The sequence below is a fragment of the Microvirga sp. P4_A5 genome (assembly GCF_056402495.1).
Map to the genome: position 1 here is coordinate 1 of NZ_JBFUHH010000014.1, position 18,655 is coordinate 18,655.

Sequence of the window (18,655 nt, forward strand, 5' to 3'; positions counted from 1 at the left end):
CTGCGAGGCCGCGTAGGAGACGATGCGGTCGACCTCCGCCTGAACCAGGAAGCTCAGGAGATAGACGCCCCGCGTTGCCACCGTCGCGTCGGTGGAAAACGCGATGACGGGCTTGCCGGATTGCCGCGCCACCTGTCCGGCAGAACGCACTGAGCCGGCAAAGAGCGGCCCGATGATCAGGTCGGCGCCCTCGCCGACAGCCTCGCTGGCAGCGATCCGCGCACCGTCGGGCGTGCCCCGGTCGTCTTTCACCAGAACGGTGATCTCGGGATTGGAGATTTCGCTCAAGGCCAGTTCGGCGGCATTGCGCATGCTCTGCGCCGCAACGGCACCCTGTCCCTGCCCGCTCAAGGGCAGGATGAGGGCGACACGCACCGGTCCGGTGCCGATCGTCTCGCCGCTTGCGGGCTGCAAGCCGGGAGCAGGCTGCGGCAGCGGCTCGACTGGGGCCTGTCCGACCCGACCCGGCGGCATCATGCTTCCCGAACCGACGCAGCCTGCGAGAAGCAGCGTCATGCCGAGCGCGAGCCTCGGCCCGGTGGCTTTCAACAGCCGCGAAACGGGGAAAAATCGCATCATATCGAGCCCTTGGCGGAAGCCGTCATCTCCAGCAGGCCCTCATGCTAGAAAGAAAAGGTAAACATTGTTTCCAAACCGCGATCCGGCTTCCGCATCGCCCCGTCCGCATGCGAAACTGCCGTCGATGACACAGAGAATCGACAACCGAACCCGTCGCCGCGATCCGTCCGCCCGCAACACCACCTTCACGGCCTTCGGCCTCGCGGCGGAGACGCAGCCCCTTCCCCCGGGCCTCTACGTGGTGGCGACGCCCATCGGCAACCTCAAAGACGTGTCCTTTCGCGGCCTCAGCACGCTCGCGGCGGCCGATGCGGTGCTGGCCGAAGACACGCGGGTGACCAAGACGCTGCTGGCGCATTACGGCATCACGACACCGTTGGTCGCCTATCATGAGCATTCGAACGACGCCGTTCGCGACCGCATGGTGCAGCGCATCCGCGAGGGGCAGGCGCTGGCCCTCGTCTCTGATGCCGGCACCCCGCTCGTCTCCGACCCCGGCTACAAGCTCGTGCAGGCGGCGATCCAGGAAGGCCTCCCGGTCACCCCGATTCCCGGACCCTCGGCGATCCTGACCGCGCTGGTGGTGTCCGGTCTTCCGACCGATCGTTTCTTTTTCGAGGGGTTCCTGCCGCCCAAGAGCGCCGCGCGGCGGGCGCGGCTTGCGGAGATCGGCTCGATCCCCGGGACCCTCATGCTGTTCGAGGGACCGCACCGGTTGCCCGAGATGCTCGCGGACGCGGCGGCGGTCCTCGGGGACCGTCAGGCCGTGGTGGCGCGCGAATTGACCAAGATGTTCGAAACCATCCGCCGCGGAACCCTGCCCGAACTCGCCGCCACCTTCGCCGAGGAGGGACCGCCGAAAGGCGAGATCGTCGTGCTGATCGGCGAGGCGACGAAAGCCATGCAGGCCGTCGAAGTCGATGCCGCTCTCGACAGCAAGCTCGAGGCGGCGCTGAAGAACCACTCGATCAAGGATGCGGCCGCCATCGTCGCCGACGAACTCGACATGCCGAAACGCGAGATCTACGCGCGGGCGCTCGCCCTCGCCAGGAAGGATGCATGAAGAGCGCGATCGAGCGCCGGCGCGTCACATTCCTGCGCGGGCATCGCGCGGAATGGATCGCGCTGCTCTTCCTGATCTGCAAAGGCTACCGCCCGCTCGCGCGGCGTTACGCGGCGGCGGGTGGCGAGATCGATCTCATCGTCGCGCGTGGCGACACGATCGCGTTCATCGAGGTGAAGGCGCGCGGCCTCATGGACGATGCGCTCACTGCCATCACGCCAATGAAACGACGCCGGTTCTCCCGCGCCGCGCGAGCCTGGCTCTCCCGCAATGCCTGGGCTTCGGCGAAAACCTGGCGGGCGGATGCGGTGTTCGTGGCGCGGCGGCGCTGGCCCCGCCATCTCGTGGCGGCCTTCGAGATGGACATCCACTGAAGGTCCACCGGGGGGTTACGCCGCCATCCGATGACGTTCGACGATCGAGTCGCGGATATAGCGCGCCAGTTCGCGGGCAATCTCGGTGCCGCCATCCCTCGGCAAATAGAGATTGACCGTAAATGGCGGCAATTTCGGCAGGCCGCTTTCGGGGCCGAGAATCTCCAGCGAACTCGGCACGGTGGCGGCCATGAAGGCCGTGACCGCGATATCGGCCGCCGTGGTCGCGACCTGCGCATCCGCGTTGGTGATTTCAGACACGGATCTCCATTCGATGCCGGCCGCCTGCAGGACCTCCCGGATGGGGGCGCGGAACGCGCAATCGCTGCAGCCGATGGAGACCGGGAGCGGGCGTTGGAAAGCCGCCTCTCCACCGCGCGCCCCGACCCAAACCAACCGGTCGATGGCCAGCGTCTCCCCGCCAGGGCCCGTTTTCTCCTCGGTGGTGACGATGAGATCGAGCTTTCCACCGCCGAGCAGGTCGAGCAATTCGGCGCTCGACGAACACAGCAGGGTGACCTGAACCTTGGGATAGGTTTGCGCGAAGTTCTTCAGGAAGGCCGGCAAGTAGGTGTTGACGATATCCGCCGGAATGCCGAGGCGGATCTCGCCCTCGTACAGCGGCGTGGTCATCTCCGTCCAGATTTCGTCGTTGAGCACCAGAAGACGCTTGGCGCGGCCAAACAGACGCTCACCCGCGGAGGTCAGCCGCATCGCCTTGCGCTCACGYGTCACCAGCACGGCGCCCAGCATCTCCTCGAGCCGTTTGAGCTGCTGGCTGATCGCGGCTTGCGTCAGGTTGAGGCGGGCCCCGGCGGCGGTCATCCCGCCCGCGTCGACGACCGCCACGAAAGCCCTCAGGAGGGAAACGTCGAGATTGCGGGACATGCCATCCTCAATAACAGATCATTATTCTCGACATAATGAACATTCGTTTCACTTATGCAAGGCCTGACGCCATTCTCCTTTCATCGACACAAGGAGATCGTCATGTCATTCCATTCCCTGTCCTCCACCTGGGCTCCAGCCGTCCCTGCGCGACGCGATTCGCTGGCCCTTCGTCTGTTCAGGGCGCTTGGTCAGGAAATTCGCATCCGGCGCGCAATCCGGGAGGTCAATTTGCTGGATGAGCGGACCCTCATCGATATCGGCATGATGCCGGGCAGCACCGAGCATGCGGTTCGTCGCGGGCGGTGCCGCTGATGATGGCAGGGGTCGGGTCCGCAACAATGCGTCCGGTTCAACTCGCCGGAGTTGAGCCGGCCGGATCCGGCGAAAACACGATCACTGCGCCGCGTCGCATGGAAAATCGGGCCGGTGTCGTGGTGACGATTTCGCCGTCGGCATTGACGGGACGCGGGCGTCGCGTCCGGATTTCGAACTCGGTTGCGCGGATCGCCCGCACTTCGTCCCAGGCCCCATGCTCGCCATAGCGAAACGACCGCGCCATCAGGGCGAGCTTCCAGGCCCGCTGCAGTTCGAGGCTGTAGAGGTCGAGATGGCCGTCATCGATGGCGGCATTCTTTTCCACCGCATTGCCGCCGCCATAATAGCGCCCATTGCCGACGGCGATCTGCAGCGTGCGGACGCGCACGGCCTCGTCCTCGCTCAGGATCGTGGCGCGGAACGGACGTGCGTGCGACAGGACGTTCATGGCGGCGAACGCATAGGCGAGACGCCCGAAGCGCCGCTTGACCTCGCTCGTGAGCCGGCGCGCGAGATCCGCCGAGAGGCCGATGCTCGCCACGTTGAAAAAAGGCTCGCCATTCACCAGACCCAGATCGATCCTGCGGGTGCGGCCCGCCGCGATGATGCGGGATGCGGCGGCGATGTCCGGCGGGATGCCGAGAGTCCGCGCCAGGTCGTTCGCCGTTCCCATGGGCAGCACGCCGAGCGGCAGCCCGGCCTCGATGACCCCCAGAGCGGCCGCGTTGATCGTCCCGTCTCCGCCCCCGACCGCCACCAGGTCGACCTTGTCGGCCCAGGACACGATGAGCGGAGACACATCCTCCCGTTTCTCGCATTCCACGTGGATCGGCGTGATCCCGTTTGCCAGCAGGCTGTCCTTGGCGGTTTCACAACCCTCGGCGCCGATTCGGCTGTTGGTATTGACGATCAGAAGGGCGCGGCGGGTCATGCGGTTCAAATGGATGGGCTCCAGCTTGCCCGCAAGAGGCGCGGCAAGGGACAACACCTGACCATGGCGGGGGTTCAGACCGGTTGCTATTCTGCGGTTTCGGCTCGATAACCCGCGCCACATTGGAGAGACGATTCATGACCCTCACCGTTGCGGTTCAGATGGACCCGATCCAGCGCATCAAGATTACGGGCGATTCGACCTTCGCGATGCTGCTGGAGGCGCAACGGCGCGGATATCAGCTTCTCCACTACACACCCGACCGGCTGTCGATGCGCGACAGCACCGTGACCGCATGGGCGGAACCGATCGAGGTGCGGGACGTCGAGGGAGCCCATGTGACCATGGGCGAGGCGCAAAAGGTCGATCTCTCGGAGGTCGACGTGGTGCTGCTGCGGCAGGACCCGCCCTTCGACATGGCCTATATCACCACCACCCACATGCTCGACCGCATCCACCCGAAAACACTCGTGGTGAACGACCCGACCCATGTGAGAAACGCGCCCGAAAAGCTCTTCGTGCTGGAATATCCGCACCTGATGCCGCCGACCCTGATTTCGCGCGACAAAGGCGAGATCGAGGAATTCCGGCGCGAGCACGGCGACGTGGTGATGAAGCCGCTCTATGGCAATGGCGGCGCGGCGGTGTTCAAGGTCTCCCGCGAGGACCCGAATTTCGGCTCGCTCTTCGACCTCTTCGCCGTGACCTTTCGCGAGCCGTGGGTGATCCAGCGCTTCCTGCCGAAGATCACCGAGGGCGACAAGCGCATCATCCTCATCGACGGCGTTGCCGCGGGCGCGATCAACCGCGTTCCGGCCGTCAACGACATCCGGTCCAACATGGTCCGTGGCGGCGCCGCGAAACCCACCGATCTGACGCCCCGCGAGATGGAAATCTGCGAGACCATCGGGCCTAAGCTCAAGGAAATGGGCCAGATCTTCGTCGGCATCGACGTGATCGACGGCAACCTCACGGAGATCAACGTGACGTCGCCGACGGGCCTGCGGGTGATCAAGCGCCTCGGCGGACCGGACATCACCGTGACGCTGTGGGACGCGATCGAGTCGAAGTTGAGCCGCTAGGCGGCAAGTTCCGCGATCACCGAATTCAGCACCGGGAAACCCTCGCGGGTGACCGTCAGGCGCGAATCGGCGCGGCGAACGATGAGGCCATGCTCTTCAAGCGTCCTGATCCGCTGCTCGTTGAGCGTGCGGCCGGTGAATTTCGTGTAGCGGCGCGGGTCGATGCCCTCCTTGAGGCGCAGGCCCATGAGCAGGAACTCGTCGCCTTCCGCCTCCGAGGTGAGCACCTCCTCGTCGATGATTCCGTGACCGTCGCGCTCGACCCGCTCCAGCCAGGTCTCGGGATGCTTCTCGGTCGCAGTTGCCAGGCGTGCATTGCCGGTGACGAGGCGCCCGTGGGCGCCTGGCCCGATGCCCGCATATTCGCCGTAGCGCCAATAGACCAGATTGTGCCGCGATTCCGCGCCAGGCCGGGCATGGTTGGACACTTCATAGGCAGGCAAGCCCCGGGCCTCGCAGATTTCCTGCGTCAGGTCGAACAGCACCCGCGACGCGTCGTCATCCGGAACTGTGAGCTTGCCCGCCCGATGCAGCTTCTCGAACCACGTGCCGGGCTCGATGGTGAGCTGGTAGAGGGACAGGTGTTCGACCGCGTGGCTGATCGCGTATTCGAGTTCCTGTCGCCAGGCATCCGGAGTCTGGTCGGGGCGGGAATAGATCAGGTCGAACGAATAGCGTTCGAAGATGGTGGCGGCGATTTTGACCGCCGCCAGAGCCTCCTCGACGGAATGCATCCGCCCGAGCCGGCGCAGATCGGGATCATTGAGCGCCTGGACGCCCAGCGACACCCGATTGATTCCGGCCGTGCAATAGCCCCTGAAGCGCTCAGCCTCGACGCTGGTCGGATTGGCCTCGAGGGTGATTTCCGCGCCGGGATCGACGCTCCAGGCTCCCCCGATGGCATCGAGGATCGCACCGACGGTTTCGGGCTTCATCAACGAGGGCGTACCGCCCCCGAAGAAGATGCTGGTGACCGAGCGGCCCGGGATCCGCCCCGCGCTATGTGCGATCTCCCGGCGAAAGGCCGCGAGGTAACGCTCCTGGTCCACCGGCTGATGGCGGACATGGCTGTTGAAGTCGCAATAGGGGCATTTGGAGGCGCAGAACGGCCAGTGCACGTACACACCAAAACCGGCATCGCGCGTCGGATGTTCGATCATGCGGGGCTTATGGCAGGTTCGGAGCGACCCGTCACGCGGTGCGCCGACCCACGATTGCCGCACGGCCAACCGACGGGAGATGAACCTATGGCCGGTCGGGATGTTCATCTTAAAGCCCCGGACAGCCTAGGCGCGGCGGCAACCAGGGCCTAGGGTCAGGGCTTCGGAAGAAAGCAGGAAGACATCATGCGTCACTGGCGCGCCCCGTTCGACAGACAGGGTTATCACCACGGCAATCTGAAGGAAGCGCTCATCGAGGCGGCGCAACGCTTCATCGCCGAGCGGGGTCTCGGCGGCTTCACGCTGGCGGACGCCGCCAAGCTGGTGGGCGTCACTCCGGCCGCCCTCTACCGTCATTTTCGCGGGCGCGACGCGCTCGTGGCCGAGGTCGCCTTCCGGGGGTTCACGCAGCTCGCGGAACGGCTGGGCCGGGCCCTGGAGAGCGACGGCACGCCGCTGGAGCGTTTTACCCGCATGGGCGAGGTCTATCTCGCCTTCGCCGAGCAGGAGCCGGGATTCTACGCCGCGATGTTTGCGCCCCAGAACGCCGAGGCGAGTGTGCCGCCGGGAGGTGAAAAGCCGCCATCGCAGGGCAACGCCTTCGACTTTCTCGTGAAGGCGCTGTCCGACACCTTCCCRGAGGGGTTCACCAGCGTCGACGTCCGCTTCATCGCCATCGAGGTCTGGGCTCTTTCGCACGGCATCGCCATGCTGGCTGCGGCGGGGCAGCTTCCCAAGGGCCCTCGCCTGCCCGACAAGTATGAGCTTCTTCGGGCGGGAGTTCTGGCGCTCGTCGAAGGCGCGCGCCGACAGGGCGCCTCGCCCGCCTTCCCCCAAAATCCCCCGGGGTGATGCGACGGCGGGACGGTCCCCGACCTCGCGGGCCCGGTCTCAATCCAAAATAAATCGCGCCGCTCTTGAAAGCGCCAGAATCGAACCGCATGTAAATGTTGTTATCATTAACATGCGGGAGCCGAGATGTCTGATTCTGCCTCTACTGCCTGGAATACGGGCGCTCACTCACGGTGCGGGAAACCGCCCCGCCGTGCCTTGGAAATCGCCGGCGTCGTGCTGGCCTTCATCTGGTTCTGGCCGCTTGCGCTGGCCTACCTGGTCTGGAAAGTCATGGGATATCCAAAATTCGACGAGGCCAAGGCCTTCATGCAGAACAATTTCGGCCGCAACGTGAATGACTTCTTCGCGTCGCGCTGCGCGCCGACTGGCGGTTTCACCTCCGGCACCGGCAATGCAGCCTTCGAGGAATATCGCCGCAACGAGCTGGCGCGCCTCGAGGAAGAGCGCCGGAAACTCGATGAGGAAGCCCGTGCGTTCCGCGGCTTCGTCGAGGAGCYGAAGCGCGCCAAGGACCGCGAGGAATTCGACGCCTTCATGGCAAAGCGTCGCAACGACCAATCCGGCCCGACCGACATCTAGGCCGGATCGTCGCAAACCTGACGAACGGGGCGCTCAGGCGCCCCGTTTCGCGTTCAGGCGCCGCGCAGGCAACCGGCGGCGAGCCTCAGGAATGCCCGCGCACGATGCGACAGCGCCTCGGGCAGGCGTTTCGACCAGTCGATCCCATGCTTCTCGTCGGCGCTTAGTTCGCCGAACGTTCGTTCGAAACCATCGGGCTGGAAGATCGGGTCGTAGCCGAAGCCCTTATCTCCACGGGGCGGCCAGACCACATTTCCGAAAACCCGCCCTTCGAACAGCTCCTCGTGCCCATCGGGCCAGGCGACGATCAGGGCGGACACGAAATGTGCGCGGCGATTGCCATCCGTCTCTCCGTCGCGTTTCTGCAATTCCCGCTCCACCCGCGCCATGGCAGCCGGAAAATCCTTCGACGGGCCCGCCCAATCCGCCGTGAACAGGCCCGGCGCACCGTCGAGCGCATCGACGCAGAGGCCGGAATCGTCCGAGATCGCCGGAAGTCCGGTGGCGCGCGCGGCCGCGCGGGCCTTGATGGCAGCGTTTTCCGCGAACATGTGCCCGGTCTCGTCCGGCACGGGCAAGTCGAGTTCGCCCGCCGACACCGCCTCGACGCCGAAGGGCGCCAGAAGCTCGCGCATCTCGCGCAGCTTGCCCGCATTGTGGGTTGCGATGACGACCTTGCCGGTAAGGGGGCGATGCATCGTGAACTCCTTCAGGCCGCGACCGTCTTCTTCTGGAGGTCGACCAGTTGGGAGACGCCGTCCTTGGCGAGGCGAAGCAGGCTCAGGAACTCATCCTCGGAAAAGGGCTTGCCCTCGGCGGTGCCTTGCACCTCGACGATGCCGCCGGAACCCGTGATGACGAAGTTCGCATCGGTCTCGGCCGTCGAATCCTCGGCATAATCCAGGTCGAGCACCGGCTTGCCCTGATAGATCCCGCACGAGACCGCCGCCACCGGCTCCCGCAGGGGGTTGATCGAGATGATCGACCGGCTTTGCATCCAGGTGAAGCATTCGTGCAGCGCGACCCACGCGCCGGTGATGGAAGCGGTCCTCGTCCCGCCATCGGCCTGGATCACGTCGCAATCGAGCACGATCTGGCGCTCGCCGATCGCCGGAAGATTGACCACGGCGCGCAGCGACCGGCCGATGAGGCGCTGGATTTCCTGCGTGCGTCCGGACGGCTTGCCCGACGTCACCTCACGGCGCGTGCGCTCATGGGTGGCCCGGGGCAGCATCGAATATTCGGCCGTGACCCAGCCCTTGCCGGTGCCGCGCAGCCAGGGCGGGCCTTTTTCCTCGAGCGACGCGGTGCAGAGCACCCGCGTGTTGCCGAAGGACACGAGGCACGATCCTTCCGCGTAGCGCGCGACGCCGCGTTCGAGCGTGATCGGGCGCAGCTCATTGAGGGCGCGGTTGGACGGGCGCATCGGCAATCTCCTAAAGGTCGGATCAGTGCAGCGTCTTAGAAGGTAGGGTGTGGGGCTGCAAGCGCGGGCTTGCGTTATGGGCGCGGCACCAGCACATATAACTGAGTTTCCTCGATGGCCTCGCAAGGGTTGAATGACGATCGAATGCACAGACCGGGTCATTTCTCCAGCCAATCCGACATCCGCGCCATCGCGGAACTGAACGACCGTTCCCGCGAGATCTTCCGTCAGATCGTTGAGAGCTACCTGGTGACGGGCGAGCCGGTCGGCTCCCGCAATCTCGCTCGCATCCTGCCGATGGCCCTGTCGCCGGCTTCGATCCGCAACGTCATGTCGGATCTCGAGACCGCGGGCCTGATCTTCGCGCCGCATACCAGCGCCGGCCGCCTGCCGACGGAATCCGGCCTGCGGTTCTTCGTCGACGCCATGATGGAAATCGGCGATGTGGGCCGGGAGGAAGGGGCGCGCATCGAGGCGCAGATGAAGGCTGCCGCCTCGGGCCACACGCTGGAGACTGCCCTGGCGGAAGCCTCGTCCCTGCTGTCGGGGGTGTCGCGGGGCGCCGGCGTCGTCGTGACGTCCAAATCCAATCCCAGCCTCAAGCATATCGAGTTCGTCCGGCTCGACCCCAGCCGCGCGCTGGTCGTGCTCGTCGGAGAGGACGGATCGGTGGAAAACCGTGTCCTCGACCTTCCCCCCGGTCTTCCCGCCGGCGCGCTCGTGGAGGCGGGCAATTTTCTGAACGCCCATATTCGCGGCAAGACACTCGCCGACCTCAAGCGTGAAGTCGCCAAGGGCCGCGAAAACATGGAGCAGCAGCTCGATGCGCTGACCGCGAGGCTCGTGGAAGCGGGCCTTGCCACCACCGTGGGACCGGCGGATTCGCGCCAATTGATCATCAGGGGTCAGGCCAATCTTCTGGAAGACCTGAAGGCGGCCGAGGATCTCGATCGCGTCAGGCTGTTATTCGCGGATCTCGAGACCCAGACGGATGTCATCGACCTGCTCACCCGCGCCGAGGGCGGCGAGGGCGTCCGGATCTTCATCGGGTCGGAGAACAAGCTGTTCTCCCTTTCGGGCTCGTCCATGATTGCCGCGCCCTTCCGCGACGCCACCCAGAAGATCGTCGGCGTGCTGGGCGTCATCGGGCCGACGCGCCTGAACTACGCCCGCATCGTCCCCATGGTCGATTACACCGCCAAGGTGATCTCGCGCATTCTCGATCAGGGCCGCTAGTCGAGGCAGGACGCCGCGCGCCGGCCTGGAGCCTCAGTGACCGCTGCGGTCCGCGCCGCGGCTGGCCTCGAACAGGAACCATGTCCGCCGTTCGGTCTCGTCGATCCAGTTCTCGATGAGGCTGGCTGTCGCGATATCGTCGTGCTTGTCGCAGAGGTCATGGGCCTCGCGAAGGTTCGCGGCGAAAGTCTTGTTGTCGCCCATCAGCTCCCGAAGCATCTCGACAGGCGGCACGAAATCCGCATCGTTATCCTCGACGCGCTGGAGAGCCGCGATCTGGCCGATGGACCGCAGGGTAGTGCCGCCGATCTTTCGCACGCGTTCGGCGATATCGTCCGTCGACGCATAGATCTGGGCGGCCTGCTCGTCGAGCAGCAGGTGATAATCGCGGAAATGCGGGCCGCTGACATGCCAGTGAAAATTCTTGGTCTTGAGATACAGCGCAAAGGTATCGGCCAGAAGCGCGTTGAGGGCCTTCGTGATGGCTTCGACGCCTTCGGGCTTGAGGTCCGTGGGGGTATCGAGAGGGATGATCTTCTTGCGCGGCTGGAGGGCGCGGACCTTGGCCATAATGCATCTCCTGTGGGACTTCGCTGCCGCCTTTCCGTCAGAGACCCTTACCGCTCGGAGAGGCAACTTTCCCAACAACGCGGGCGGCCGGGAAGCGTTGCCTTGGGCGGCGGGGTGTTTTCGGCGGCTCCGGGCGCGCCGTGCCGGCTCGCGCGACACCGCCTTCCCTTGGCATTGGCGGGCGAGACTGCTATTGCCGCCACAACAGGGTTTCACACCCGTCCGAGTGTTTGAATGACCGCGCGCACCTTTGACAACATCCGCAATTTTTCCATCGTGGCCCATATCGACCACGGGAAATCGACGCTGGCCGACCGCCTGATCCAGACCACCGGAACCCTCTCGGCGCGCGAGATGACCGAGCAGGTCCTCGACAGCATGGATATCGAGCGCGAGCGCGGGATCACCATCAAGGCGCAGACGGTGCGGCTCGAATACCTTGCCGAGGACGGCAAGACCTACATCCTGAACCTCATGGACACCCCCGGCCACGTGGACTTCGCCTACGAGGTCTCGCGGTCGCTTGCGGCCTGTGAAGGATCGCTGCTCGTGGTCGACGCCTCGCAGGGCGTCGAGGCGCAGACGCTCGCCAACGTCTATCAGGCCATCGACGCGAACCACGAGATCGTCCCGGTCCTCAACAAGATCGACCTCCCGGCTGCCGATCCAGACCGGATCAAGGAGCAGATCGAGGAGGTGATCGGCATCGATGCCTCGGATGCGGTGCCGATCTCGGCCAAGACGGGCCTGAATATCGAGGCGGTGCTCGAAGCGATCGTCAAGAAACTGCCCCCGCCGAAGGGCGACGAGACCGCGCCGCTGAAGGCGCTGCTGGTCGATTCCTGGTACGACGCGTATCTCGGCGTGGTCGTGCTGGTGCGGGTGATCGATGGCGTCCTGAAAAAGGGCATGACCATCAAGATGATGGGCACCAACGCCTCTCATGGCGTCGACAAGGTGGGCGTGTTCACGCCCAAGATGCGCGATATCGGCTCGCTCGGACCGGGCGAGGTCGGGTTCTTCACCGGCTCGATCAAGGAAGTGGCCGATACACGCGTCGGCGATACCATCACGGATGACCGCAAGCCCACGGCGAACGCGCTTCCGGGCTTCAAGCCGGTGCAGCCGGTGGTGTTCTGCGGCCTGTTTCCGGTCGACGCGGCGGAGTTCGAAAACCTTCGCGCCGCCATGGGCCGGCTTCGGCTGAACGACGCGAGCTTCTCCTACGAGATGGAGACGTCCGCGGCCCTCGGTTTCGGCTTCCGTTGCGGCTTCCTCGGTCTGCTCCACCTCGAGATCATTCAGGAGCGGCTGGAGCGCGAGTTCAATCTCGACCTGATTTCGACCGCGCCGAGCGTCGTCTATCACCTCAAGATGACCGACGGCACGATCAAGGAATTGCATAATCCGGCGGACATGCCGGACGTCATGAAGATCGAAGCCATCGATGAGCCGTGGATCCGCGCCACCATCCTCACGCCCGACGAGTATCTCGGCGCGGTTCTCAAGCTGTGCCAGGATCGGCGCGGCGTGCAGATCGACCTGAACTATGTCGGCAAGCGCGCCATGGTGGTCTACGACCTGCCGCTGAATGAGGTGGTGTTCGATTTCTACGACCGGCTGAAATCGATCTCGAAGGGCTATGCCTCGTTCGACTACCACATCTCCGATTACCGCGAGGGCGATCTCGTGAAGATGTCGGTCCTGGTGAATGCCGAGCCTGTCGATGCGCTGTCGATGCTGGTCCATCGCGGCCGGGCCGAAAGCCGTGGTCGCGCCATGTGCGAGAAGCTGAAGGATCTGATCCCCCCGCACATGTTCCAGATACCCGTCCAGGCGGCGATCGGCGGCAAGATTATTGCGCGCGAAACCATCCGCGCTCTGCGCAAGGACGTGACCGCCAAGTGCTACGGCGGCGACGCCTCGCGCAAGCGCAAGCTCCTCGACAAGCAGAAAGAGGGCAAGAAGCGGATGCGCCAGTTCGGCAAGGTCGACATCCCGCAGGAAGCCTTCATCGCCGCCCTCAAGATGGATTCCTGATCACGGGAGCGGGACACGAGTCCGGTTCGGGCGTTCGCGCCAGTTCCAGGTGATCATACGAGCAGCGATTGCCCGCCATCGATCCAAACCGGGGTTCCGGTGATGTGGCGCGAACGATCCGAGGCGAGAAACAGCACCAGGTCCGCGACCTCGTCGCTGGTCCCGGCCTTTCCGCCCGTGAGCGGAATGTCGCCATCCGGATAATCGGCGCGCACGCCGGATTCCTCTCTGCGCCGGATCTCCGTGCTGTCCGGAATATTGGTTTCGATCATTCCGGGGCAGATCGCGTTGACGCGGATTCGGTGTTTGGCAAGCTCCAGGGCCAGCATCTGGGTCATGGCCAGTTGCGCGGCCTTCGTGCACGAATAGGCCGTCGCGCCCGGGCTGGTGAAGGTTCGGGTGCCGTTGATCGACGAGGTGATGATGATAGAGCCGCCCTTGGCTTTCTTGAGGTGCGGCACGGCGTAATGCAGGGTGAGGTAGGTGCCCCGCAGGTTCACGTCCATCGTGCGATCCCACTCGTGAGGCTCGATCTCGTCGATCGGCGCCCAGACGCCGTTGATCCCCGCATTGGCGAACACGATGTCCAACCGGCCATAGGCCTCGACGAGGCTTTCAACGGCCGTTCTCGTCTGCGCCGCATCGGAGATATCGGCCATCAGCGGAACCGCCTTGCCGCCTGCTCTGACGATCTCGGCGACGGTGAGGTCGATCTCACTCTGCGTCCGGCTGAGGATTCCGACGCTCGCCCCTTCCTGAGCGAGCCTGAGCGCCGCCGCTTTGCCGAGGCCCGAGCCAGCGCCGGTGACAAGCGCCACCATTCCATCAAGCTGCATCGATTTCCTCACATCTATTGGGTCGGTTGTACCGGATCAGCTCGTCCGGGCGCAGGGCGCGGAACCGAGAGTCCGGATATTAGACAGGACTTGCGCCACCAACTTGTCATAAGCGCCGCGGTTGTCGATATCTGTCACGGACACTTCCAACAGCCATTCGCGCGATGCGGGCACGATGAAGGTCTCGACCGTGATGCTGTGGGACGGCGCCGGAAGGCTGGCGTCGATCCAGGTCGCGGTCCAGCGGGTTGCGCCCTCCATCGTCTCGACCGCGCTCGCCTGCGCCTTGCGTCCGAGGATTTCCTCGTGATCGTGCTGGAGCAACGCGGCATCGCGGGCCGAGACATTCCCTTGAGGCAGATCGTTGAGTTCGCGAATGGAGCGCGAGGCGATTTCGATCTCGCCCTCCCCCGTCGAAGAAACCAGGCGCAACCCTCCGGCCGCCGCATCGTCTCGCCGCCACTCGTCAGGCACCGAGAACGCCACGCAGAGCCCCGGATTCAGTCGGGCCATGATCTGGGTTTCGCCGAAAGCCGGCCGGTAGATGATTGCGGGAACGTCGTTGGCGGCGGAATCAGGCAGAGCACTGGCAGCAAGGCCCGTGGGAAGGCAGAGCAAGCCCAAGAGGAGGATGGCTTTCTTCGCCATCCTGGAGCCGCCCGCGCCCATTGCCATCACGCCCATCGCCTCTCCAATCGTCAACAAACTCTTAACGAAACGCTTATGAAGTCATGAAGTTGCCCAATGATAGGCTTGAGTTGTGGCGCCACGGCCCTACCTCGGCTGTAGGTTAATTTGGCTGGGAGATATTTCATGTCCGGACGTTTGCGCATTTTATCGATTCTGACGGGTCTTCTGGTCGCGTCGCAGGCGCAGGCACTCACCTGTCGCGACCCCGCAGGCTTCGAGAAGTGGCTCGGAGACGTCCGTCAGGAAGCGATCGCACAAGGGATCGCTCCCCAGGCGGTCGATGCGGGCCTCGCGGGCGTGACGTTCGACCCGGGAATTCTGAAGCGCGACCGCGGACAGGGCGTGTTCAAACAGAGCTTCGAGCAATTCGCAGGCCGCATGGTGTCGGCCGGGAGATTGAGGATAGGCGCTTCGCAGCTCAAGAAACACGCGGGAGCGCTCGCGCGTATCGAACAGCAATACGGCGTTCCGGGTCCGGTTCTGGTGGCGATCTGGGGTCTTGAAACGGATTTCGGAGCCGTGAGAGGCAATCTGCCCGTCATTCGCTCCGTCGCGACCCTAGCCTATGATTGCCGCCGGACCGAGATGTTCCAGGCTCATCTCTTCGATGCCCTCCGGATCGTCCAGCACGGGGATCTTTCGCCCGGCGAGATGCGCGGCGCCTGGGCCGGTGAAATGGGCCAGACCCAGTTCATGCCCTCATCCTACGTGAAATACGCCGTCGATTTCGATGGTGACGGGCGCGCGGATCTTCTGCGCAGCCCCACGGACGTCCTCGCCTCGACGGCGAACTATCTCAAGGGGCACGGCTGGGTCCGCGGCGGCGATTGGGAGCCCGGGAGCGCCAATTTCGAAGCATTGCGCCAGTGGAACAAGTCGCAAGTTTATTCTCGCACCGTCGGCTTCTTCGCGACGAAACTGGCCAACGGAGAGACGGCCGCGAACGTGAGCAACTAGGATCAAGCGGCGGCATCCGCATCTTGCCTGCGCGCCGCCGCTCCGGACGTTCTGAATGCGTTGCCTGCTGGGGAAGCGCCCCTCCCCGAGGTATCAGAAGACGAGTTCGCCGGCGCCCCAGGCCAACAGGATGAGGAGGATGAACAGGGCGAGAAACAGCCCGAACAGGATCTTCGAAATGGATTTCGCACCCGACGCGACGCCGGTGAAGCCAAGCGCGCCCGCGACGAGGGAGACGACGAGGAAGATGAGGGCCCATTTGAGCATAGTCGAAACCTTTCGGGCGAATGTTCACTGACTAGCATAAAGATTGTGAACGGCTAAGGTTCCGCGTTTGCGCTCAGCTCGGGCCAAGTGCCGTCTCGATGGTGTCGAGAACGGCCGCGACACGGAACGGTTTTCTGAGAAATATTTGATAGCCCGAGCAGCGCTCCCGGATGGTTTCCTCGGGCAACGAGCTCATGATGACCACCGGGATGTCGGCGGTTTTCGCGTCCTCCCTGACAGCTTCCAGCGTCGCCTTTCCGTCCATGACCGGCATCATGAAATCTAGCATGATGAGATCGGGCGGCCATTCCGCCAGACGTTCGAGGGCCTGTTTTCCGTTATTGGCGATGATGACCCGATAGCCCTCGTCGCTGAGCAGCGACTCGAGCACTTCGGCGATCGCCCATTCATCATCCACCACGAGAATGGTTCTCACGTAGCGTCTCCGTCAGCCGAGGCGAGGCCGAACGGCGCGGGAATGAGTCCTGTCTGGCGAATGAGTTCGGACAGCACGACCTCTGCCTGCACCGCGTCAGGCTCGATGTCGAGGCCGCGAGGGCCGATGTCGTAGCGGCGGAACTGAAGCGCGAAGGCGCTGTCGCGAGCCTTCAGGACGACGATGAGGCGATGAACTTCCGCACCGAGCGCCGCGAGGCGCATCAGGATGATATTTTCTGCAATGGGCGAAAATCCGATGATGGGAAGGCCCGCGAGGGGCTGGCCGGGCACCACTCCGTTGAAGTCGAGTTCGAGGGTCGCGAGGGTGGTGGCCCCGAGAGCCCGGAATTCGTTGGTGAGGGCCGTCAACGCCTGGGACATGCGACTTTCTTCGCCCGTGGTTCGGACGAAATCGGGAAACCCGTCGATGAAGACACGCTGAATCTTACCCTCGCGCACACGCTTGAGAATTGCGGCGCATGCCTCGTCGAACACGCCCTCTGTCGCGGGGCGCCACATGACCTCGACGGTCCCCTCCTCGAGCAATCGCGCCACAGGGAGCTGCAATGTCTTCGCCTTGAGACGGATCGCCGATTCCGACTCATTGAAGCTGACATAGATGCCGCGCTCGTCGCCGCCCGCGCCAAGGAAATGGAGACCGGCCGTGCTCTTGCCGCTGCCGGCAGGGCCCATGATGATCGAGCTCGAACGCCGCATCGGTCCGCCGCCGAGGATCTCGTCCAGCCTCTTCACACCGGTGGAAATCTTCGGCCCATCGACCTTGATCGGGCGGCTCGGTTCGCTCAGCAGGGCCTCGATCCGCGGCTGCACGACGATCCCGTTATCACCGACCTGGAACGAGTGGGTTCCGCGGAGAAAACCGCTGCCGCGCATCTTGTGCACGACCAGGTTCCGCTCCGACCGACGTCCGCGCGCCCGCACCTGCAACTCGATGAGCCCGTCTACCATCGTGTGCTCGGCGGATGCGAAAATCGGGTCCGCCGGCGTGCTGGTGAGCAGCATCATGGTGCAATCGGCCAGATCGGCCTGGATTTGCAATTCGTGGATGAATTTCTTGAATTCCCGCGGCGTTCCCGCCGACTCCTCGGCCGAGACGAGACCGTCGAGGACCAGGAAATCGACCTTGCGCGCGCGGATCTCGCGCCGCAGCGCATCTGTCAGCCCTTTCAGGCCTTCGGTTTCAAGAATTCGAAAGGCGCTGAGATAGGACACGCCGTCCGGAACGAGCGTCTCGTCGAAAAAGCCGAGCGGGCCGATATGTCCGAGCATCCGACCATGCGTCTCCGCCAGGAGGGTCACGTAGAGCGCCCGGCCACCCCGTGCGGCATGGTTGAAGCAGAGCTGGTTGCCAAGGATGGTCTTGCCCGCTCCCGGCGTGCCCATGATGATGTAGATCCCGCCTCGCAGCACACCACCCTGCAGAATGGTATCGAAGCCGGCAATGCCGGTGGGAAACTTGTTGATGCGCCTGTCTTCGCTCACCGAGCCAATCCCGCCATATGTGTCATGTCTGTTCCGTCCTGTATCGGAAGGCGAAGCGTGAAGGTTGTTCCTTCGCCCACCTTGCTGTCGATGGAAATCTCGGCCGACATGGCCTCGACCAGTTGGCCCACCACCCACAGGCCCACGCCGAATCCGCCAATGGCCGAGCCTTGCGCGACTGCGCGCTCGAAGCGCTGGAAAATCCGCGCCTGATCTGCCGGAGAAATGCCGCTCCCGCGATCCTTGACGCTGATCGTCGCGAGCGAGTCGGTGACTGTCAGCGTCAAAGAGATCGGATATCCGCCGCCATATTTGACGGCGTTGGAGATGAGATTATCGAGAATCTGCTCGACCGCCAGACGGTCCAGAAACACCTCGACGCGATCCGGCGCCTCGACCGCGAGCGTCGAGCCCACATAGCGCGCGGCGGGCAGAAGCGCCTCGGCGGTTTCGCGCAGTTGCTCTGCAAGGTCGAAATGCTCGGGGTGGAGGCTAAACTTCCCGGTGGTCATGCGGGACACTTCCAGCAACGAGGTCGCACGCCGGACATAATGCTCCACGAGCTTCTCAAGCCGCTTCAGCCCCCGGGCGATCTCGGTGTCGCCCGCGGTCGCGGCAATCCGGCTCAATCGCTGGACATGGGCAAGGATCGGCGTCATCGGATTGCGCAGCTCATGGGCCGCCACCGCCAGGAAAGCATCTCGCGCGGCGACCGCCTCGGTCAACTCGTTGATCCGTTCCTCCAGTGCGCCAGGGCGAGAGACAGCGGAATCGTCGCGACCGCTATTGTCGAGGTCATCTTCCAACGCGACACCTCCGCCGGCGGGCGTACATCCGGGATCTGTAAACATGATGCCTAGGGA

The 18,655-nt window shown here is 64.3% G+C and carries 22 protein-coding genes; 9 read left to right on the forward strand and 13 right to left on the reverse strand.

The window, feature by feature from the left end; genetic code table 11:
• Positions 1–579, reverse strand: a 579-nt coding sequence (locus AC1DVM_RS06650) for an ABC transporter substrate-binding protein (RefSeq protein WP_477253058.1), incomplete at its 3' end; no start/stop codon positions are given.
• 124 nt (positions 580–703) lie between these two features.
• Between AC1DVM_RS06650 and rsmI the strand changes: the two genes are divergently transcribed.
• Complete coding sequence (rsmI, locus tag AC1DVM_RS06655; RefSeq protein WP_477253060.1) at positions 704–1,642, forward strand: 16S rRNA (cytidine(1402)-2'-O)-methyltransferase; 939 nt, start codon at positions 704–706, stop codon at positions 1,640–1,642.
• Entirely contained in the window at positions 1,639–2,016 is a 378-nt protein-coding gene (locus tag AC1DVM_RS06660) for a YraN family protein (protein ID WP_477253061.1), read from the forward strand. The genes rsmI and AC1DVM_RS06660 overlap by 4 nt, the downstream gene beginning before the upstream one ends.
• A gap of 15 nt (positions 2,017–2,031) precedes the next feature.
• Here the strand turns inward: AC1DVM_RS06660 and AC1DVM_RS06665 are convergent, their stop codons facing one another.
• A complete protein-coding gene (locus tag AC1DVM_RS06665; RefSeq protein ID WP_477253062.1) occupies positions 2,032–2,904 on the reverse strand; it encodes a LysR substrate-binding domain-containing protein in 873 nt (290 codons plus the stop codon).
• A gap of 102 nt (positions 2,905–3,006) precedes the next feature.
• Here AC1DVM_RS06665 and AC1DVM_RS06670 point away from each other — a divergent pair, with 102 nt between their 5' ends.
• Positions 3,007–3,219, forward strand: a complete 213-nt coding sequence (locus AC1DVM_RS06670) for a hypothetical protein (RefSeq protein ID WP_477253064.1) — start codon at positions 3,007–3,009, stop codon at positions 3,217–3,219.
• A 37-nt stretch (positions 3,220–3,256) separates the two neighbouring features.
• On the opposite strand, the gene AC1DVM_RS06675 is transcribed toward AC1DVM_RS06670, so the two are convergent.
• On the reverse strand, positions 3,257–4,153 hold the full coding sequence (locus AC1DVM_RS06675) for a lipid kinase (RefSeq protein ID WP_477253135.1): 897 nt from the start codon (positions 4,151–4,153) through the stop codon (positions 3,257–3,259).
• Positions 4,154–4,290: 137 nt separating this feature from the next.
• Between AC1DVM_RS06675 and gshB the strand changes: the two genes are divergently transcribed.
• Entirely contained in the window at positions 4,291–5,235 is a 945-nt protein-coding gene (gene gshB / locus AC1DVM_RS06680; RefSeq protein ID WP_477253066.1) for a glutathione synthase, read from the forward strand.
• Here gshB and hemW read toward each other — a convergent pair.
• Positions 5,232–6,395 carry a radical SAM family heme chaperone HemW gene (hemW, locus tag AC1DVM_RS06685; protein WP_477253068.1) on the reverse strand — a complete coding sequence of 388 codons (1,164 nt, stop codon included), beginning with the start codon at positions 6,393–6,395 and terminating at the stop codon, positions 5,232–5,234. The genes gshB and hemW overlap by 4 nt on opposite strands.
• Positions 6,396–6,581: 186 nt before the next feature.
• Here hemW and AC1DVM_RS06690 point away from each other — a divergent pair, with 186 nt between their 5' ends.
• Entirely contained in the window at positions 6,582–7,247 is a 666-nt protein-coding gene (locus AC1DVM_RS06690) for a TetR/AcrR family transcriptional regulator (RefSeq protein ID WP_477253070.1), read from the forward strand.
• A 126-nt stretch (positions 7,248–7,373) separates the two neighbouring features.
• Entirely contained in the window at positions 7,374–7,829 is a 456-nt protein-coding gene (locus AC1DVM_RS06695; protein WP_477253071.1) for a DUF2852 domain-containing protein, read from the forward strand.
• 53 nt (positions 7,830–7,882) lie between these two features.
• Here the strand turns inward: AC1DVM_RS06695 and rdgB are convergent, their stop codons facing one another.
• Both rdgB and rph read right to left on the reverse strand, forming a co-directional pair.
• Entirely contained in the window at positions 7,883–8,527 is a 645-nt protein-coding gene (gene rdgB, locus AC1DVM_RS06700) for an RdgB/HAM1 family non-canonical purine NTP pyrophosphatase (RefSeq protein WP_477253072.1), read from the reverse strand.
• Positions 8,528–8,538: 11 nt separating this feature from the next.
• A complete protein-coding gene (gene rph, locus AC1DVM_RS06705) occupies positions 8,539–9,255 on the reverse strand; it encodes a ribonuclease PH (RefSeq protein ID WP_477253074.1) in 717 nt (238 codons plus the stop codon).
• A gap of 144 nt (positions 9,256–9,399) precedes the next feature.
• Here rph and hrcA point away from each other — a divergent pair, with 144 nt between their 5' ends.
• Positions 9,400–10,491, forward strand: coding sequence for a heat-inducible transcriptional repressor HrcA (gene hrcA / locus AC1DVM_RS06710; RefSeq protein WP_477253076.1), 1,092 nt, complete (start codon positions 9,400–9,402; stop codon positions 10,489–10,491).
• A 33-nt stretch (positions 10,492–10,524) separates the two neighbouring features.
• Here the strand turns inward: hrcA and AC1DVM_RS06715 are convergent, their stop codons facing one another.
• The gene (locus AC1DVM_RS06715) at positions 10,525–11,061 is read right to left on the reverse strand and encodes a Dps family protein (protein WP_477253078.1); all 537 of its coding nucleotides are present in this window, start codon (positions 11,059–11,061) and stop codon (positions 10,525–10,527) included.
• A 234-nt stretch (positions 11,062–11,295) separates the two neighbouring features.
• Here AC1DVM_RS06715 and lepA point away from each other — a divergent pair, with 234 nt between their 5' ends.
• A complete protein-coding gene (lepA, locus tag AC1DVM_RS06720; RefSeq protein ID WP_477253079.1) occupies positions 11,296–13,101 on the forward strand; it encodes a translation elongation factor 4 in 1,806 nt (601 codons plus the stop codon).
• 53 nt (positions 13,102–13,154) lie between these two features.
• Here the strand turns inward: lepA and AC1DVM_RS06725 are convergent, their stop codons facing one another.
• Complete coding sequence (locus AC1DVM_RS06725) at positions 13,155–13,937, reverse strand: SDR family oxidoreductase (RefSeq protein ID WP_477253081.1); 783 nt, start codon at positions 13,935–13,937, stop codon at positions 13,155–13,157.
• Between the two features lie 36 nt (positions 13,938–13,973).
• Positions 13,974–14,621: a hypothetical protein gene (locus tag AC1DVM_RS06730; protein WP_477253083.1), complete on the reverse strand. Its 648-nt coding sequence runs from the start codon at positions 14,619–14,621 to the stop codon at positions 13,974–13,976.
• Between the two features lie 129 nt (positions 14,622–14,750).
• Between AC1DVM_RS06730 and AC1DVM_RS06735 the strand changes: the two genes are divergently transcribed.
• A complete protein-coding gene (locus tag AC1DVM_RS06735; protein WP_477253085.1) occupies positions 14,751–15,584 on the forward strand; it encodes a lytic murein transglycosylase in 834 nt (277 codons plus the stop codon).
• A gap of 93 nt (positions 15,585–15,677) precedes the next feature.
• Here AC1DVM_RS06735 and AC1DVM_RS06740 read toward each other — a convergent pair whose 3' ends face one another.
• From AC1DVM_RS06740 to AC1DVM_RS06755, 4 genes are all read right to left on the reverse strand, one after another.
• Entirely contained in the window at positions 15,678–15,851 is a 174-nt protein-coding gene (locus AC1DVM_RS06740) for a DUF1328 domain-containing protein (protein ID WP_477253087.1), read from the reverse strand.
• 73 nt (positions 15,852–15,924) lie between these two features.
• Positions 15,925–16,287, reverse strand: coding sequence for a response regulator (locus AC1DVM_RS06745; RefSeq protein WP_477253088.1), 363 nt, complete (start codon positions 16,285–16,287; stop codon positions 15,925–15,927).
• Positions 16,284–17,792, reverse strand: coding sequence for an RAD55 family ATPase (locus tag AC1DVM_RS06750; protein ID WP_477253090.1), 1,509 nt, complete (start codon positions 17,790–17,792; stop codon positions 16,284–16,286). The genes AC1DVM_RS06745 and AC1DVM_RS06750 overlap by 4 nt, the downstream gene beginning before the upstream one ends.
• The gene (locus tag AC1DVM_RS06755; protein ID WP_477253092.1) at positions 17,789–18,598 is read right to left on the reverse strand and encodes a sensor histidine kinase; all 810 of its coding nucleotides are present in this window, start codon (positions 18,596–18,598) and stop codon (positions 17,789–17,791) included. The genes AC1DVM_RS06750 and AC1DVM_RS06755 overlap by 4 nt, the downstream gene beginning before the upstream one ends.
• Positions 18,599–18,655 lie beyond the last annotated feature (57 nt).

Excerpts from the sequence above, each read along its gene's own strand:
- rsmI (WP_477253060.1), top strand. The coding sequence starts at position 704 with ATGACACAGAGAATCGACAACCGAACCCGTCGCCGCGATCCGTCCGCC.
- AC1DVM_RS06660 (WP_477253061.1), top strand. The coding sequence starts at position 1,639 with ATGAAGAGCGCGATCGAGCGCCGGCGCGTCACATTCCTGCGCGGGCAT.
- AC1DVM_RS06670 (WP_477253064.1), top strand. The coding sequence starts at position 3,007 with ATGTCATTCCATTCCCTGTCCTCCACCTGGGCTCCAGCCGTCCCTGCG.
- AC1DVM_RS06675 (WP_477253135.1), bottom strand. The coding sequence starts at position 4,153 with ATGACCCGCCGCGCCCTTCTGATCGTCAATACCAACAGCCGAATCGGC.
- gshB (WP_477253066.1), top strand. The coding sequence starts at position 4,291 with ATGACCCTCACCGTTGCGGTTCAGATGGACCCGATCCAGCGCATCAAG.
- hemW (WP_477253068.1), bottom strand. The coding sequence starts at position 6,395 with ATGATCGAACATCCGACGCGCGATGCCGGTTTTGGTGTGTACGTGCAC.
- rdgB (WP_477253072.1), bottom strand. The coding sequence starts at position 8,527 with ATGCATCGCCCCCTTACCGGCAAGGTCGTCATCGCAACCCACAATGCG.
- rph (WP_477253074.1), bottom strand. The coding sequence starts at position 9,255 with ATGCGCCCGTCCAACCGCGCCCTCAATGAGCTGCGCCCGATCACGCTC.
- hrcA (WP_477253076.1), top strand. The coding sequence starts at position 9,400 with ATGCACAGACCGGGTCATTTCTCCAGCCAATCCGACATCCGCGCCATC.
- AC1DVM_RS06715 (WP_477253078.1), bottom strand. The coding sequence starts at position 11,061 with ATGGCCAAGGTCCGCGCCCTCCAGCCGCGCAAGAAGATCATCCCTCTC.
- lepA (WP_477253079.1), top strand. The coding sequence starts at position 11,296 with ATGACCGCGCGCACCTTTGACAACATCCGCAATTTTTCCATCGTGGCC.
- AC1DVM_RS06725 (WP_477253081.1), bottom strand. The coding sequence starts at position 13,937 with ATGCAGCTTGATGGAATGGTGGCGCTTGTCACCGGCGCTGGCTCGGGC.
- AC1DVM_RS06730 (WP_477253083.1), bottom strand. The coding sequence starts at position 14,621 with ATGGGCGTGATGGCAATGGGCGCGGGCGGCTCCAGGATGGCGAAGAAA.
- AC1DVM_RS06735 (WP_477253085.1), top strand. The coding sequence starts at position 14,751 with ATGTCCGGACGTTTGCGCATTTTATCGATTCTGACGGGTCTTCTGGTC.
- AC1DVM_RS06740 (WP_477253087.1), bottom strand. The coding sequence starts at position 15,851 with ATGCTCAAATGGGCCCTCATCTTCCTCGTCGTCTCCCTCGTCGCGGGC.